Origin of the sequence: Granulicatella balaenopterae (genome assembly GCF_900111135.1) — a bacterium.
Lineage (GTDB): Bacteria > Bacillota > Bacilli > Lactobacillales > Aerococcaceae > Granulicatella > Granulicatella balaenopterae.
The window spans coordinates 35,813-51,996 of the sequence record NZ_FOGF01000008.1 but is presented as its reverse complement, the minus strand read 5'-3'; the positions used below and the strand labels follow the sequence as shown (position 1 = coordinate 51,996).

Sequence of the window (16,184 nt, the reverse complement as noted above, 5' to 3'; positions counted from 1 at the left end):
TAAGTCAACATTTTTGTGGTATTGTGTTTAAGTTGTTAAAGTTCATGTTTATTTTTTGTGAATATAATTAGCTGGATTATAGTTTTCGCATGGGAAATCAGGTGTAGTACCTTGTGCGACTTGACTTAATAATTCACCAATATATGCTCCAGAAGTTAAGCCAGATGAGCCTAAGCCACTTGCTACTAATAATTGTGGGTAATCAGCTAATTGGCCAAAGAATGGTGCAAAGTCTGATGTATAGGCACGAGTTCCGATGCGGTCACGATCAATTGGATAGTTTTTTAGTCCTGGGTATAGTTTAATAACTTCTTCATACATATGATTTTGCAATTCTTTATCAGGTGTTAAATCAAAACCTTTATCATTCTCATGAGTTGCCCCAACAATAATACGTCCATTATGGAATGGTAAAAAATCAATCTCCCCATGTAACATACAAACTGGCCAGTTATCAGTGTAGTATTTGGTAGTATCCATTTGTATTTCGATTAATTGCCCTTTTTGTGGACGAACATCGACTGATAATGGTAAGGGACTCAAGATTTCTTTTAACCATGCGCCAGTTGCTAAGATGATTTGGTCGAATTCTTGCATTTCTCCATCGTTTACAACGAAAATTCGTTCTTTATATAATGTTAAGCTAACTTTTTTACGGATAATGGTTGCACCGTATTTTTTGGCTAATGTTAGTAGTTCCTCGGTTAATAATTTACCATCAACACGACCACCTCCACTACAAAAAACAGCGCCATCTTGTCCTTGCCAACCAGGGATTTTTTCTTGGATTTCTTCTTTTGTAACAATTTTTAAGTCACCAATCATCGGAGCATCTTCACGCCGTTTTTGAGCGATTTTTAATAGTTTTTCTAATTGTTGTTCTTTATGTTTAAAGACATAAGTACCGACTTGTTTATAGGGGATTTCTGCTATATTTTCTTTTTCAAGTTCGGCCATTAATTGAGGATAATAGCTTGCGCCAGTAGATGTTAGGTGATACCATTCTTTATTTCTTCTTTGTGATAACCATGGGCAAATAATTCCCGCTGCTCCAGCAGTTGCTTGTCCAGTACCTTCATCGAAAACAGTAACATTAATGCCTGCTTTAGCTAATTTGAAGGCTGCTGTTGAACCGACAATTCCTGCCCCAATAATGGCAATATTTTTCTGTTTCATCGGATAACCTACTTTCTATTTTTATTTATTGACATGCTCATTATACCACAAAATCAGAATTTGATTGAAAAATTACTTAATGTAAGCTAGTATAAAGCGTGTATAGAAAATTTTTAGTTTAAAATGAATTAATCTGAGGAGAAATGAAAATGAAACGTTTTGGAATTATTTTAGCAGCTGGTAAAGGAACTCGAATGAAATCTTCATTATATAAAGTGTTACATCCAGTTTGTGGTAAGCCAATGGTAGAACATGTAGTTGAAAAATTGGAAAAGGCCAATGCTGATGAGATTGTCTCAATTGTTGGTTGTGGGGCTGAAATGGTGCAAGATGTACTAGGAGATCGTTGTCAATATGCCTTACAAGAAGAACAATTAGGAACAGGACATGCAGTATTACAAGCAGAGGGTGTATTAGGTGATAAAGAAGGTACAACAATCGTCTTATGTGGTGATACGCCATTAATTACAGAAGAAACGATTAATCAACTAATTAAAACGCATCAAAAATTACAGGCAAAAGCAACTATTTTAACAGGTTTTGCAGAAAATCCAACTGGTTATGGACGTGTAATTCGTTCAGAAGATGGTTATGTAGTGAAAAACGTAGAACAAAAAGATGCAACGCCTGAAGAACAATTAATTCAAGAAGTTAATACAGGAACTTATTGCTTTGATAATCAAACTTTATTTGAAGCATTGCACCGTGTTGGAAATGATAATGCACAAGGCGAATATTATTTACCAGACGTATTGGAAATTATAAAAAAAGACGGTGGCATGGTAGCGGCTTATCAAATGTCTAATTTTGATGAAGGTTTAGGGGTTAATGATCGTATTGCTTTATCAAAAGCTGAAAAAATTATGCGTCAACGCATTAATCAGTATCATATGATGCAAGGTGTTACATTGATTGATCCAGAAACAACATATATTGAAGATAGTGTTATGATTGGCTCTGATACAGTTATTGAACCAAATGTTATTCTTAAAGGTCATACGAAGATTGGGTCAAATTGTTTCATCGGTGCGCACTCAGTAATTAGTCATTCGATTTTAGAAGATAATATTCGTGTGATTTCTTCTAATTTAGAAGATTCAGTAATGAAAAAAGGTAGTAATATTGGACCGTTTGCTCATTTACGTCCAAAAGCAGAAATTGGTGAAAACGTTCATATTGGGAATTTCGTTGAAGTTAAAAATGCTAGTTTAGCACAAGGAACTAAAGTAGGTCATTTAACTTATGTTGGTGATGCTGATTTAGGTCAAGATATTAATGTTGGTTGTGGAACTATTTTTGTGAATTATGATGGTAAAAATAAACATCGCTCAAAAATTGGTGATGGTGTCTTTATTGGCTGTAATGCAAACATTATTGCGCCAGTATCAGTAGGCAATCATGCTTTTATTGCAGCAGGCTCAACCATTACAAAAGATGTTCCTGAAGAGGCTCTAGCAATCGGACGTTCAAGACAAGAAATTAAAGAAAAATATGCGAATAAATTACCAGGAATGAAGAAATAATAACTATCAAGAAATCCATTTACAAAAAATGTAAATGGATTTCTTGTTTCATAGCGAAAAAAAGCGTTAACATCTACTAAAAAGTGAAACTGTAAAGGAAATGTAATATTTAAAGTAAAAAAAAGTGCTTTTTGCTATTCAAAAATGCAACAAAACATATTATTATAAGAGTAGATATATAAAAAAATGAAATTCGGGGGTTATTCTGGTGGAACATTATTCCGATCCAAAATTTAAGTTATTTGCATTAAGTTCAAATCGTCCTTTAGCAGAGAAAATTGCATCTGATTTAGGCATTGAACTAGGGAAGGTATCTGTTACTCATTTTAGTGATGGAGAGATTAAAATTAATATCGATGAAAGTATTCGTGGAGCGCATGTTTATGTGTTACAATCTACTTCATCTCCAGTAAATGATAATATTATGGAGTTGTTAATTATGATTGATGCATTGCGTCGTGCAAGTGCTAAGACTATCAATGTTGTATTGCCATATTATGGTTATGCTCGTCAAGATCGTAAAGCACAATCGCGTGAGCCAATCACATCAAAATTAGTAGCCAATATGATTACACAAGCTGGAGCAGACCGAGTGTTAACATTAGACTTACACGCCGCACAAATTCAAGGTTTCTTCGATATTCCAGTAGATCACTTGTTTGGTGCACCATTATTAGCTAATTATTTCTTAGAAAATCACTTCAAAGAAAAAGATATCGTTGTTGTATCACCTGACCATGGTGGGGTAACACGTGCTCGTAAATTAGCTGAATTCTTACATGCTCCAATTGCGATTATTGACAAACGTCGACCAAAAGCAAATGTTGCAGAAGTAATGAATATTATTGGTGATGTTAATGGTAAAGTAGCTGTATTAATTGATGATATGATTGATACTGCAGGTACGATTACATTAGCAGCCCAAGCTATTAAAGATGCAGGAGCTACAGAAGTATATGCTTGTTGTACACATGCAGTATTATCTGGCCCAGCATTAGAACGTATTAATAATTCAGTTATTAAAGAAGTAGTAGTAACAGATTCTATTAATTTACCAGAAGAAAAACGTGGTGGTAAAATTGTAGAAATTAGTGTATCACAATTAATGGCAGAAGCAATCCGCCGTATTCATGAAAATCGTTCAGTTAGCCCATTATTTATTGAAAAATTTAAAATGATTGACTAATAGGGAATGGTGTAAAAAAGCATTGAAGATTATCTTCAATGCTTTTTTTTGTATATAATGTTTCTTTGTTAAATCATGTGGATGAAGTGAAACTAGGGGTTAGTAGTGCTAGAAAGATGCCAATATTATTAGATGAAATATGCATTATTAGTAGATTTTATAAACGAAAGAAGCGATAACAAAGGTTACTTATCCTAAATTTTATCGTATTTTGAACTGCAAGAGTTAGTTTTTTGTAAAAATTGACAAGAAATGTATTGACAGAAATGACTTTTTAGGTTAACCTAATTTTTATAGGAGGTCTTTAGGGTAACCTAATTTATAAAGGGTATGGTAAAGATCTAAAGGAGGGATACAATGATTGAATGTCGTGATGTGAGTGTTATCTATCAAAACTCAGTAAAGGCATTAGAAAATATCAGCTTCTCATTAGAAGGTCCAACGATTACAGGAATTATCGGACCAAATGGAGCAGGTAAATCAACATTATTAAAAGCTATTTTACATATTATTAGAAGTGAAGGTATGATTACTATCGATGGTGTCGATTCACGAAAAAAATTAAAAGATGTGGCTTATGTTGAACAGAAAAGTGCGATTGATTTCACTTTTCCAATTACAGTAGAAGAATGTGTGTCTTTAGGGACTTATTCTCGTGTAGGGATTTTAAAAAAATTAGGGCAAAAAGAATGGGATGATGTCCATAAAGCGCTAGAAATGGTTGGTTTAGTCGATTTTAAAAAGCGTCAAATTGGTGAATTATCTGGCGGACAGTTTCAACGTGTCTTATTAGCGCGTTGTTTAGTGCAAGATACGAAATATATTTTCCTAGATGAACCTTTTGTGGGGATTGACTTAGTGAGTGAACAGATTATTGTTAGCATTTTAAATGATTTAAAAAAACAAGGCAAAACAATTGTGATTGTTCACCATGATTTAGGGAAGGTTAAGCAATATTTTGATCAAGTCATTATTTTAAATAAAAAATTAATTGCAGTAGGTAATACAGAAGAAGTCTTCAATAAAGTTGTCTTAAAAGAAGCTTATGGAGAAAAGATATTTGTTGAATAATAGGAGGAATGAAAAATGATTGCGAATTTTATAGAAGGTTTGCAGGAATTTCATTTCTTGCAAAATGCATTAGTTACATCTGTAGTAATTGGTGCAGTATCAGGTATGATAGGGTGTTTTATTATTTTAAGAGGAATGTCTTTAATGGGTGATGCTATTTCACATGCGGTATTGCCTGGGGTGGCATTATCGTATATTTTAGGGATTAATTTCTTTATTGGAGCCTTAGTATTTGGGTTCTTAGCATCCTTTATTATTGAGTTTATTAAAGGTAATAGCGTGATTAAGGGAGACACAGCTATTGGGATTACCTTTAGTTCATTTTTAGCCTTGGGGGTGATATTGATCGGAGTAGCCAATAGCTCAACCGATTTGTTCCATATTTTATTTGGTAATGTATTAGCGGTACAAGATATCGACAAATATATTACGATTGGTATGGCAGTATTTGTTGCAGTAATGATTGTCTTGTTCTTTAAAGAATTATTGATTACTTCATTTGACCCATTAATGGCACAAGCGATGGGGATGAATGTTGTAGCTTATCATTATTTATTAATGTTTTTATTAACATTAGTATCGGTAACAGCTATGCAAAGTGTTGGGACAATTTTAATTGTAGCTATGTTAGTTACACCGGCAGCAACAGCATTTTTATACGCTAAAAGTTTGAAAACGATGGTACTGTTATCATCAATTATCGGAGCATTTTCATCGTTTTTAGGGTTGTTTATTGGATATAGTTTTAATATTGCAGTAGGTTCAAGTATTGTTATTACATCAGCAGTCTTGTTCTTAATCAGTTTTTTTATATCACCAAAACAAAATTTTATCAGAAAGTGAGATTAGAAGAATGAAAAAGGTTATGAGTAGTTTTAAATTTATAGTAACAATTATGTTAGGGTTTTTATTAGTTGCATGTAGCCCAAGTACAACAAATACAGGAGAATCATCAGATACTCCAAAACCACAAACAGAGCAACAAGAACCATTAAAAGTTGTGGTAACTAACTCTATCTTATACGATATGACTAAAAATATTGCAGGAGACAAAATTGATTTACACTCAATCGTTCCTGTAGGTCAAGATCCACACGAATATGAACCATTACCAGAAGATGTGCAAAAAACATCTCGTGCAGACGTTATTTTCTATAATGGGATTAACTTAGAAACAGGTGGTAATGCTTGGTTTACTAAATTAGTTGAAAACGCAAATAAAGTAGCCAATGAAGATTATTTTGCTGTTAGTGATGGCATTGACGTTATTTACTTAGAAGGTGAAAGCGAACAAGGTAAAGAAGATCCTCATGCTTGGTTAAATATCGAAAATGGTATCATCTATGCAACAAATATTGCTAAACATTTAGGTGAAAAAGATCCAGCAAACAAAGAATTCTATGATGCAAACTTAAAAGAATATGTTGCTAAATTAGATAAATTAGATAAAGAAGCTAAATCAAAATTTGATGCTATTCCAGCAGAGAAGAAATTAATCGTAACTAGTGAAGGTTGCTTTAAATACTTCTCTAAAGCATATGGCGTACCATCAGCATACATTTGGGAAATTAACACTGAAGAAGAAGGAACCCCTGAACAAATTACAAACTTAGTAAACAAATTAAACGAGACAGAAGTTCCAGCATTATTCGTTGAAACAAGTGTTGACGATCGCCCAATGAAAACTATTTCTAATGAAACAGGTATTCCAATTTACGAAAAAATCTTCACTGACTCAATTGCCAATGAAGGTGAAAATGGAGACAGCTACTACTCTATGATGAAATGGAACCTAGATAAAATTTCAGAAGGTTTAGCACAATAATAGTAGCCTAATTACTGACAAAAGAGACAAATCCGGATATTTCGAAAATACTTTCTCCCATGCTTAACTTATCGAGAGGTATCTGGTGATTTGTCTTTTTTTTTATGTATAAAATATTGTGGAATAAATATAACTAGTAAATGTTCATTATAAATCACTAATAAAAAAGTTTTATGTCAGTTGTGAGCACTGTAAGCGTTGCCGTTTTTAGAAGGGTGTTATAATGTAACTGTTAATTAATATTCATATTTTTAAGGAGGGAACTAAGAATGAAAAAAGATCAAAGTATTAAACAAAAAGTTATCTTAGTTGGAGATGGTGCTGTTGGCTCTAGTTATGCATATGCGTTAGTATTACAAGGAATTGCTGAAGAGTTAGGAATTATTGATATTGCACGAGAGAAAACAGAAGGTGACGCATTAGACTTATCACATGCATTAGCTTTTAACTCACCTAAGAAAATTTATGCAGCTTCATATGAAGATTGTTCAGATGCTGATATTGTGTGTATTACAGCTGGAGCACCACAAAAACCAGGTGAAACACGTTTAGATTTAGTACATAAAAATTTACGTATATTAAAAGGGATTGTTGAGCCAATTATGGCAAGCGGCTTTGATGGTATTTTCTTAGTAGCAGCGAACCCAGTTGATATTTTAACATATGCAACAATGAAATTCTCAGGCTTACCAAAAGAACGTGTTATTGGTTCAGGTACAGCATTAGATAGTGCTCGTTTCCGTCAAGCAATTGCTGAATTAGTAAATGTTGATGCTCGTAACGTCCACGGATATATTTTAGGAGAACATGGAGACACTGAATTTCCAGTATGGTCACACGCTAATATTGGTGGGTTACAAATTTATGAATGGGTTAAACAAAATCCAGAAGTTGATGAAGAAAAAATGGTTGAAATTTTCTTCCAAGTACGTGATGCAGCCTATGAAATCATTAAGAAAAAAGGAGCAACTTTCTATGGTATCGGTGCCACTTTAGCACGTATCACTAAAGCAATCTTAAATAATGAAAAAGCTATTTTACCATTATCTGTTTATTTAGAAGGACATTATGGATTAGATGATGTATATATCGGAGCTCCAGCTGTTATTGGACGTAATGGTATTGAATCAGTTATTGAAATTCCTTTAGCACCTGCTGAACAAGAAAAAATGGAACATTCAGCTAAAACATTAAAAGCTATTATTGATGAAGCTTTTGAACAATTAGAAAACGAATAATTTATATTATTAGACTGGTTGAGGTTAATCACTTCAGCCAGTTTTTTTATGCATTGAAAAGGATGGTGGGGGAGTATTTGGAATGAGGGGATTTGTGCGTGGTTTTTAGATACAAAAAAGAGAGAAACGGCTTCTCTCTTTCAGATTGGTGTTAGGGAATTATTGTAAAGATAAAGTCGGGCTGTTGCATTTCTGGAAAGATAAATTCTGGGATTGTGATAATTTCAGAAATATCAGGCCAAAAATAATCTGGTAAAGTAATTACTTCTGAATCAATAGGAAGACTTGGCTCCACAATTTCAGGAACGACTACTTCAGGTTCCACAATTTCAGGTTCCACAATTTCAGGTTCCACAATTTCAGGTTCCACAATTTCAGGTTTCACGACTTCAGGAACGACTACTTCAGGTTCCACAATTTCAGGTTTCACGACTTCAGGAACGACTACTTCAGGCTCCACAATTTCAGGAACGACTACTTCAGGTTCCACAATTTCAGGTTCCACAATTTCAGGTTTCACGACTTCAGGAGCGACTACTTCCGGAACGACTACTTCCGGAACGACTACTTCAGGTTCCACAATTTCAGGTTTCACGACTTCAGGAGCGACTACTTCAGGTTTCACTACTTCAGGAGCGACTACTTCAGGTTCTGCAATTTCAGGTTCCACTACTTCAGGAGCGACTACTTCAGGTTCCACAATTTCAGGTTCCACAATTTCAGGTTTCACGACTTCAGGAACGACTACTTCAGGTTCCACAATTTCAGGATTCTTGATTTCCGGAATGAGCACTTGTGCTTGAACCGTTGTTAGTGGTGCAATTGGTTGTTTTGAATGGAAGAAACTTGCTTCAGAATTTAGTGAAGCAACTACCACCATATGGTCATTTTCCGGTAATTTTTCTTCTTGAGTTATGGTATGGTGATTATTAGCACTAATTTCTAATGATGAACGAGACTTATCTGCTAATAAAAGATCTGAATGGACAGAAGTGTCAACATCATCAGTTTGAACAATTAATGGGAATAGTTGATCAGAGACATATGGAGTGATAAATACCCGACCTACAGCAGCATTTGTAGCTATGATAATAGATAATATTGAAAAAGCACAAATTTGTCCAGCTGTAGAAGCTGCTTTAAATGTTTGAATCACTTTTTTTAGCATTTTCTCCCTCCTTTCACAATAAGGTGCTATTAAAAAAATGAGATAACGTCATATTTTGTACATATATATTATTTTATAACTGTATTATACACGATTATGTCCAAAAAATATACTAATTTTGTTCAAAAATAATAAAATATCTTGAAAAATGTCCTAGAAATAGGTTCTTTCATTCGTGAGAGTATTTATCTTGAGATAATCTTAATATCATTGTATTTTTACTCAGATTAGTGATAGGATATAATATGCATACAGAAGGACTAGAAAAGGTGGTTAGGAAATGAAAGTAGTAGTTGGATTAGGTAATCCTGGTAGTCAATATAGAGATAATAGACATAATATTGGCTTTATGACAATTGATGAATGGGCATACCAACACCATTTAGACTTTAATAAAGCAATGTTTGATGCAGTATATGCTGAGGAAATAATTAATGGAGAAAAAGTATTATTTGTTAAGCCGCAAACATTTATGAATTTATCAGGTCAAGCGGTGAGACCGATTTTGAATTATTTTAAAGTTCCAGTAGAAGATCTGATTGTGGTTTATGATGATATGGATCTTGATGTTGGCCGTATCCGCTTGCGTCAAAAAGGTAGTGCTGGTGGTCATAATGGCATTAAGAGTATGATTGAATGTTTAGGTACACAAGAATTTAAGCGTATCAAAGTAGGGGTAGGACGTCCTCAAGGTAAGCGTACTGTTGTTAGTCATGTGTTATCTGGATTTCCTAAAGAAGAGCAAGAAGATGTGATTTTATCGGTTAAAACAGCAGTCGATGTGATTAGTGATTGGTTAGAGCATGATGATTTTACGAAGACGATGAATCGTTTTAATCGCAAATAGATGAGAGAAGTAATACACTAGAATTAATGATAAAGTGAGTAGAGCCCAGAATAAAATCTGAGCTTTTTCTTGCTATAAAAATATATTGGAGGTTGCTATGAAGAATATTATTCAACAATTTAGTCAGTTAGCAAGTATTGAAAAATGGTTAGCTGATACAAAACATTCGAATAATCAATTAGTTTTAGGTTTATCTGGCTCAGCAAAACATTTAGCGGAAGCGGCTTTATTTGAAAAATTAGATAAAATGATTGTGATTGTTACGCCAACTGTCTTACAAGCCACACAAACCTATGAAGAATTAAGTGAATGGTATCCTAACGAGGAGATTTATTTATTTTCTTCAGAAGAATCATTAGCCGCTGAGACAGCTTTTGTATCGCCTGAAGTTAGAGCGGGACGTATTGAGACATTAGAATTTTTATTAGAAGGAAAAAAGGGGATTGTGGTATTACCAGTCGCAGCATTACGGAAACGTTTGGTGCCGGTTGCTGTATGGCGCCAGCAAGTTAAGCGCTTGGCAATTGGTGAAGAAATTACATCCTTAGAAGAGTTATCACAGCAATTAGTTCAAATGGGGTATAAATTTGAAACAATGGTACAGTCTCCAGGGGAATATGCGATTCGTGGGGGGATAGTAGATATTTATCCATTGAATCAAGAATATCCTTTACGAATTGATTTGTTTGATACGGAAATTGATTCCATTCGTTTATTTGATGTGGAAACGCAGCGCTCCTTAGAAGTGATTGAAGAAGTTGTGGTGTTACCGGCGACGGATTTACCAATTTTAGTTAGCGATGTTTTTCGAGCAAAAGATACTATTGTAAGTGTGATTGAGAAAGCGATTAAAAAATCAACTTCAGTAGAGTTAGCGGAGCAATTGCGAGCGTTAAAAGAATATCTCATAGGGCAACTTTTAGCTAATGAAATTCCAGAAAATATTGAATGGTGGTTAGAAGCTATTTATCCGGGAGAGACGACGGTATTAGATTATTGTATGGAGGCGACTCATTTAGTATTAGATGATTATCCAAGATTATTAGAAAAAGAACGCCAACTTAGTGAAGAAGATGCTCATTGGATGATGCATCGGGTTAGTCAAGGGCGCTTTTCTCCTAATCTGTCCATGACGATTGATATTAAAAAGACTTTAAAGAAATTTAATTTTAAGCGAACTTATTTTGCTATTTTTCAAAAAGGTATGGGGCGTGTACAGTTAGATTGTATCCATAATATTAATTATCGTGGCATGACTCAGTTCTTTTCACAATTACCATTAATTAAATCAGAAACTGAGCGCTATAAAAAACAAAATGCAACCATTATGATGGTGGTTGAATCTAAAAAAGCAGCTCAAAAGCTAGAACAAACATTAGAAGATTTTGAGATTAATGCCACCGTAACAGATGGTCAGTTATTATTACCAGGTAAAGTTCAAATTATGGTAGGCAATTTACAAAATGGTTTTGAATTACCACAAGATAAGTTTGTAATGATTACGGAGCGTGAACTATTCAATAAAATCAAAAAACGGATACCGAAAAAACAAAAACTATCAAATGCGGAACGTCTGAAAAGTTATACCGAATTACAAGTCGGCGATTATGTGGTACATGTTAATCACGGTATTGGTATTTATAAAGGGATGGAAACCCTAGAAATTAATGGGATTCACCAAGATTATATGTCGATTAGCTATAAGGATGGTGGTAATTTATTTGTACCGATTACTCAAGTGAAGTTAATTCAAAAATATGTTGCCTCAGAATCAAAAGAACCTAAAATTAATAAATTAGGTGGTACAGAATGGGCTAAAACTAAGCGCAAAGTAGCATCTAAAATTGAAGATATTGCTGATGAATTAATCGAACTCTATGCTAAACGTGATTCAGAAAAGGGATTTGCCTTTAGTAAGGATGCTCCGGAACAACATGAATTTGAAGAAGCTTTTCCCTATACAGAAACTGATGACCAATTGCGCACAGTTGAAGAGATTAAAAAGGATATGGAAAAGGAAAGACCAATGGATCGTTTATTAGTAGGGGATGTTGGCTATGGTAAGACGGAAGTAGCGATGCGTGCTGTCTTTAAAGCAGTTATGGATGGAAAGCAAGTAGCGATTTTAGTGCCGACAACGATTTTAGCTGAACAGCATTATGAAAACTTTATCGAGAGATTTAATGAATATCCATTTAATATTGGGTTATTAAGTCGTTTTAGAACGAAAAAACAACAAGATGAGACGATTGAAGGTTTGAAACAAGGACAAGTTGATATTGTCATTGGAACACATCGAGTGTTATCAAAAGATGTGGAGTTTTTAGATTTAGGGTTATTAGTAGTTGATGAGGAGCAACGTTTTGGTGTACGCCATAAAGAGCGTTTAAAACAATTAAAATCTCAAGTAGATGTATTAACCTTAACGGCCACACCAATTCCACGTACGTTACATATGTCAATGCTTGGTGTGCGTGAGTTATCGGTTATTGAGACACCGCCAGCTAATCGTTATCCTGTTCAGACTTATGTATTAGAACAAGATGCTTTAACGATTAAAGATGGTATTGAGCGTGAAATGGGACGTGGGGGACAAGTTTTCTATTTACATAATCGAGTAGATTCTATTGAGCGTAAGGCAGAAGAGATTAAAGCTTTAGTTCCGGGTGTTAGAGTAGGAGTAGCGCATGGACGAATGAGTGAGTCAACTTTAGAATCTGTTTTGTATCAATTTATTGAAGGGGAGTATGATGTTTTAGTCACGACTACCATTATTGAAACAGGGGTCAATATTCCAAATGTGAATACCTTATTTATTGAAGATGCGAATCGTATGGGTTTATCGCAATTGTATCAATTAAGAGGGCGTGTTGGTCGTTTTAATCGTGTGGCGTATGCGTATTTAATGTATCAACCGAATAAGTCATTAACAGAAGTCAGCGAAAATCGTCTGCAAGCTATGCGTGAATTTACCGAATTAGGGTCTGGTTTTAAGATTGCTATGCGTGATTTATCGATTCGTGGGGCAGGTAATTTATTAGGTAAACAACAACATGGCTTTATTGATTCGGTTGGGTTTGATTTGTATTCTGAAATGCTTAGTGAAGCCGTTCGTAAAAAACAAGGGAAACAAATGAAATTAAAAGATGATACAGTTGAAATTGATATTTCTGTAGATGCGTATTTACCAAATAAGTACATTCAAGATGAGCGTCAAAAAATTGAGATTTATAAACGAATTCGCTCGTTGGAAACAGAAGAAGAATATGATGCATTACTAGATGATTTAATCGATCGATTTGGTGAATTTCCTGATGAAGTGGCGTATTTAGCAGAAATTGGCATGATAAAAGCATTTGCTGAAAAAGTTGGTGTCACCTTAATTAAGAGAAATAAAACAGTTATTACTATCACAATCAATGCAAAAGGAAAACAATATCTACAAGGGGTGCCAATATTTGAAGCGTTAAAAGATATTCCATTAGCTGCACAAGTAGCCGATAAAGGCAATACCTTACAATTAACGATTAATGTCGCTACTCATCCAACTGATCGCTGGTTATTATACTTAAAAAAAATCTTAAAAAATTTAGCAGAAAAAATCAATCAAGCAACTGCTACTAAAGAAGAAGGTGAATAAGATGGCAGAAATCAAGCAACAGCCTATGACTCAAACACCAAGTTCCACTAGTCATAATCACAAAAAAATTATGCAAGGAGCTATTGTATTGTCACTTGCAGGTGTCATTGTGAAGATATTGAGTGCTATTTATCGTGTACCATTTCAAAATTTAGTGGGCAATACAGGTTTTTATGTTTATCAGCAAGTATATCCAATTTATGGGGTTGGAATGACCTTTGCTTTGTCAGGTTTCCCAGTATTTTTATCACATTTGATCGCCCAAGAAAAAAACGTCACGAAGCAAAAAACAGTAATGCAAAAAAGTTTTATGATTTTAACTGGATTAGGTTTATTATGTTTTTGTGGGTTATTTTTTGGAGGAGAATCGATTGCCTTATTAATGGGAGATAAAGGATTAACTCCAGTAGTTCATATGGTATCTTGGATGTTTTTATTAATGCCTTTCTTAGTGGTTAGTCGAGGGTATTTTCAAGGGAATTTCCAAGTCATGCCGACTGCTATTTCGCAAATTATGGAACAAATTGTCCGCATTAGTGTAATATTATTGGTGGCATTTATTTATTCAAGAGGACGCCTTAACTTATATAATATGGGGCAATGGGCGATGTTTAGCGCGACTGTTGCGGCTTTAGCAGCGAGTGTTGTCTTATATGGCTATCTTAAAAAAGATTGGCAACAACATTTTGGCACCAATTGGCTAAAGGAGTTCTTTGTATTTGAAAAAGATTCAAGCATTTCCTTAAAAGAATTAGCTTATCGCTTTTTAACTGAAGGGGGGACAATTTGTTTAGTAAGTTCGATGTTAGTGTTGTTTCAATTGGTAGACTCTTTTACTGCCTATAAAGCATTAGTTAATGGTGGTGTATTGCCAGAAGTTGCGAAGAGTTTAAAAGGGGTATATGATCGTGGACAGCCTTTAGTGCAATTAGGGATGGTGATAGGTATTGGCTTTACGTCAAGTTACTTACCCATGCTTGCAAAATCATTTGCTAGTCAACGGGAGATATTATTTCGACGTGAGGCAAAGTCCTTGATCAAAATGACCTATATTCTAGCTTTAATGGCAACAATTGGGATGATGGCAATTTTACCGCGTTTAAATCATGTCTTATTTGGAGATACTAGTGGGAATGTAATATTGGCGATTTATATCGTAAGTATTTTAGTGGCATCAATGATTATGGCGCATAATGGTATATTGCAAAGTACTTCAAATTATAAAATTACTTTAATAAGCTTATTAGTTGGCATTATCTTAAAAATCGTGTTTAATAAGGTATTAATAGCTCATTTTGGTTTAGTGGGAGCTAGTCTAGCGACAGTTGGTGGTTTAGTGGCGATGTATTTCGTTATTTTTAGTTTATCATCAAGTTATTTACAAAGGATTGTAAAATCAGTCATTATCAATTATCATATTATTGGTATCGCTTTAATGGTATTTAGTAGTGTGTATATGAGTGATTTCTTTATTCAAGAAGTCGTTCCCCATGGTGTGACAAGACTAGGGGATTTTGTGATTGTTTTAGTTGAAGTAATGATTGGGGCAATTGTTTTTGTTTCATTAGCACTATATAAACAGATTTTTACCACGCGCGAATGGCTAATGATGCCAAAAGGGAAAGAATTTTTACGTTATATAAAAAAATAAATAGAAAGATAGAGGAAGAAATATGAGATTAGATAAGTATTTAAAAGTATCTCGTTTAATTAAAAGACGATCAGTAGCAAAAGAAGTCGCTGATAAAGGACGTGTCAAAATTAATGGCGGCGTTGCCAAATCATCAGCAAATGTAAAAGTCGGCGATGAAATTACCATTCAATTTGGTAATAAGATTGTCACAGTTCGAGTGGAAGCGTTAATGGATTCTACTAAAAAAGAAGATGCCAAAGAAATGTTTAGCTTACTAAATACTGAACAAATTGTTGAAGAAGGATAAAAATTAAGACACTTGCATTCAATAAGTACGAAATAGTAGCGAATTTTATAAAAAATAGAAAATAATTGTCTTTTTTTATAGAAAGCAATAGACATTTAAATGGTATTCTTGCTATACTTTCAATAGTGAAAAGATTAGAAAAGCGAGGCGACTATTGTGAATAATTCACATAAAGATATGATGAGTCAGAATAAAGCTGATAAGTCTTTTAAAAATCAACAAAAAAATGCAAAAGTCGTATTACAAAAATCAAGCTTTATAAAAGTAATTGGTGGTATTATTGTAGCAAGTTTATCGATTACGATGGTGTATCAAACGATTGGTCAAATCCAAAAAGCATCAGAATTAGATGAACAAATTGTTATCGCAACTAAAAAAGAAGCAGATGCTAAGGAACGAAAAGAAATGCTACAAGCGCAAGTTGAATTATTAAACAATGATGAATATGTAGCTAAATTAGCCCGTAGCGAATATTATTTAAGTAAGCCTGGGGAAATTATTTTTAGTTTACCAAAAGAATTAGATGTTCAACAAATGAATAATAACCACTAAAATTATTTTTCAGATAGT

General features: G+C 34.0%; 13 protein-coding genes. 11 read left to right on the top strand and 2 right to left on the bottom strand.

Going from position 1 to position 16,184, the window contains the following annotated elements; translation table 11 throughout:
* Positions 1–48: 48 nt before the first annotated feature.
* A complete protein-coding gene (locus BMX09_RS03120; protein ID WP_089746247.1) occupies positions 49–1,176 on the bottom strand; it encodes an NAD(P)/FAD-dependent oxidoreductase in 1,128 nt (375 codons plus the stop codon).
* Between the two features lie 149 nt (positions 1,177–1,325).
* Between BMX09_RS03120 and glmU the strand changes: the two genes are divergently transcribed.
* The 6 genes from glmU (at position 1,326) to BMX09_RS03090 (ending at position 8,019) form a co-directional block, all read left to right on the top strand.
* Complete coding sequence (glmU, locus tag BMX09_RS03115) at positions 1,326–2,699, top strand: bifunctional UDP-N-acetylglucosamine diphosphorylase/glucosamine-1-phosphate N-acetyltransferase GlmU (protein WP_245711119.1); 1,374 nt, start codon at positions 1,326–1,328, stop codon at positions 2,697–2,699.
* Positions 2,700–2,904: 205 nt separating this feature from the next.
* Entirely contained in the window at positions 2,905–3,885 is a 981-nt protein-coding gene (locus tag BMX09_RS03110) for a ribose-phosphate diphosphokinase (protein ID WP_089746245.1), read from the top strand.
* Between the two features lie 357 nt (positions 3,886–4,242).
* Entirely contained in the window at positions 4,243–4,956 is a 714-nt protein-coding gene (locus BMX09_RS03105; protein ID WP_089746244.1) for a metal ABC transporter ATP-binding protein, read from the top strand.
* A 15-nt stretch (positions 4,957–4,971) separates the two neighbouring features.
* The gene (locus BMX09_RS03100; protein ID WP_089746243.1) at positions 4,972–5,799 is read left to right on the top strand and encodes a metal ABC transporter permease; all 828 of its coding nucleotides are present in this window, start codon (positions 4,972–4,974) and stop codon (positions 5,797–5,799) included.
* A 10-nt stretch (positions 5,800–5,809) separates the two neighbouring features.
* Positions 5,810–6,781, top strand: a complete 972-nt coding sequence (locus tag BMX09_RS03095; RefSeq protein ID WP_281242662.1) for a metal ABC transporter substrate-binding protein — start codon at positions 5,810–5,812, stop codon at positions 6,779–6,781.
* Positions 6,782–7,050: 269 nt separating this feature from the next.
* The gene (locus BMX09_RS03090; RefSeq protein WP_089746241.1) at positions 7,051–8,019 is read left to right on the top strand and encodes an L-lactate dehydrogenase; all 969 of its coding nucleotides are present in this window, start codon (positions 7,051–7,053) and stop codon (positions 8,017–8,019) included.
* 151 nt (positions 8,020–8,170) lie between these two features.
* On the opposite strand, the gene BMX09_RS03085 is transcribed toward BMX09_RS03090, so the two are convergent.
* Positions 8,171–9,187: a hypothetical protein gene (locus tag BMX09_RS03085; protein WP_089746240.1), complete on the bottom strand. Its 1,017-nt coding sequence runs from the start codon at positions 9,185–9,187 to the stop codon at positions 8,171–8,173.
* 280 nt (positions 9,188–9,467) lie between these two features.
* On the opposite strand from BMX09_RS03085, the gene pth reads away from it, so the two are divergent.
* The 5 genes from pth (at position 9,468) to BMX09_RS03060 (ending at position 16,166) form a co-directional block, all read left to right on the top strand.
* Positions 9,468–10,034 (top strand): aminoacyl-tRNA hydrolase, encoded by a 567-nt coding sequence (pth, locus tag BMX09_RS03080; RefSeq protein ID WP_089746239.1) that lies wholly within the window; start codon positions 9,468–9,470, stop codon positions 10,032–10,034.
* Between the two features lie 97 nt (positions 10,035–10,131).
* Positions 10,132–13,674: a transcription-repair coupling factor gene (mfd, locus tag BMX09_RS03075; protein ID WP_089746238.1), complete on the top strand. Its 3,543-nt coding sequence runs from the start codon at positions 10,132–10,134 to the stop codon at positions 13,672–13,674.
* Between the two features lies 1 nt (position 13,675).
* Positions 13,676–15,325 (top strand): putative polysaccharide biosynthesis protein, encoded by a 1,650-nt coding sequence (locus BMX09_RS03070; RefSeq protein WP_245711118.1) that lies wholly within the window; start codon positions 13,676–13,678, stop codon positions 15,323–15,325.
* Positions 15,326–15,347: 22 nt separating this feature from the next.
* Positions 15,348–15,614, top strand: a complete 267-nt coding sequence (locus tag BMX09_RS03065; protein ID WP_089746237.1) for an RNA-binding S4 domain-containing protein — start codon at positions 15,348–15,350, stop codon at positions 15,612–15,614.
* Positions 15,615–15,770: 156 nt separating this feature from the next.
* A complete protein-coding gene (locus tag BMX09_RS03060) occupies positions 15,771–16,166 on the top strand; it encodes an FtsB family cell division protein (RefSeq protein WP_218138911.1) in 396 nt (131 codons plus the stop codon).
* Positions 16,167–16,184: the final 18 nt, after the last annotated feature.

Bases quoted from the DNA above. Each gene is read 5' to 3' on its own strand.
- BMX09_RS03100 (WP_089746243.1), top strand. From the start codon at position 4,972: ATGATTGCGAATTTTATAGAAGGTTTGCAGGAATTTCATTTCTTGCAA.
- BMX09_RS03090 (WP_089746241.1), top strand. From the start codon at position 7,051: ATGAAAAAAGATCAAAGTATTAAACAAAAAGTTATCTTAGTTGGAGAT.
- mfd (WP_089746238.1), top strand. From the start codon at position 10,132: ATGAAGAATATTATTCAACAATTTAGTCAGTTAGCAAGTATTGAAAAA.
- BMX09_RS03085 (WP_089746240.1), bottom strand. From the start codon at position 9,187: ATGCTAAAAAAAGTGATTCAAACATTTAAAGCAGCTTCTACAGCTGGA.
- BMX09_RS03070 (WP_245711118.1), top strand. From the start codon at position 13,676: ATGGCAGAAATCAAGCAACAGCCTATGACTCAAACACCAAGTTCCACT.
- BMX09_RS03120 (WP_089746247.1), bottom strand. From the start codon at position 1,176: ATGAAACAGAAAAATATTGCCATTATTGGGGCAGGAATTGTCGGTTCA.
- glmU (WP_245711119.1), top strand. From the start codon at position 1,326: ATGAAACGTTTTGGAATTATTTTAGCAGCTGGTAAAGGAACTCGAATG.
- pth (WP_089746239.1), top strand. From the start codon at position 9,468: ATGAAAGTAGTAGTTGGATTAGGTAATCCTGGTAGTCAATATAGAGAT.
- BMX09_RS03105 (WP_089746244.1), top strand. From the start codon at position 4,243: ATGATTGAATGTCGTGATGTGAGTGTTATCTATCAAAACTCAGTAAAG.
- BMX09_RS03065 (WP_089746237.1), top strand. From the start codon at position 15,348: ATGAGATTAGATAAGTATTTAAAAGTATCTCGTTTAATTAAAAGACGA.
- BMX09_RS03095 (WP_281242662.1), top strand. From the start codon at position 5,810: ATGAAAAAGGTTATGAGTAGTTTTAAATTTATAGTAACAATTATGTTA.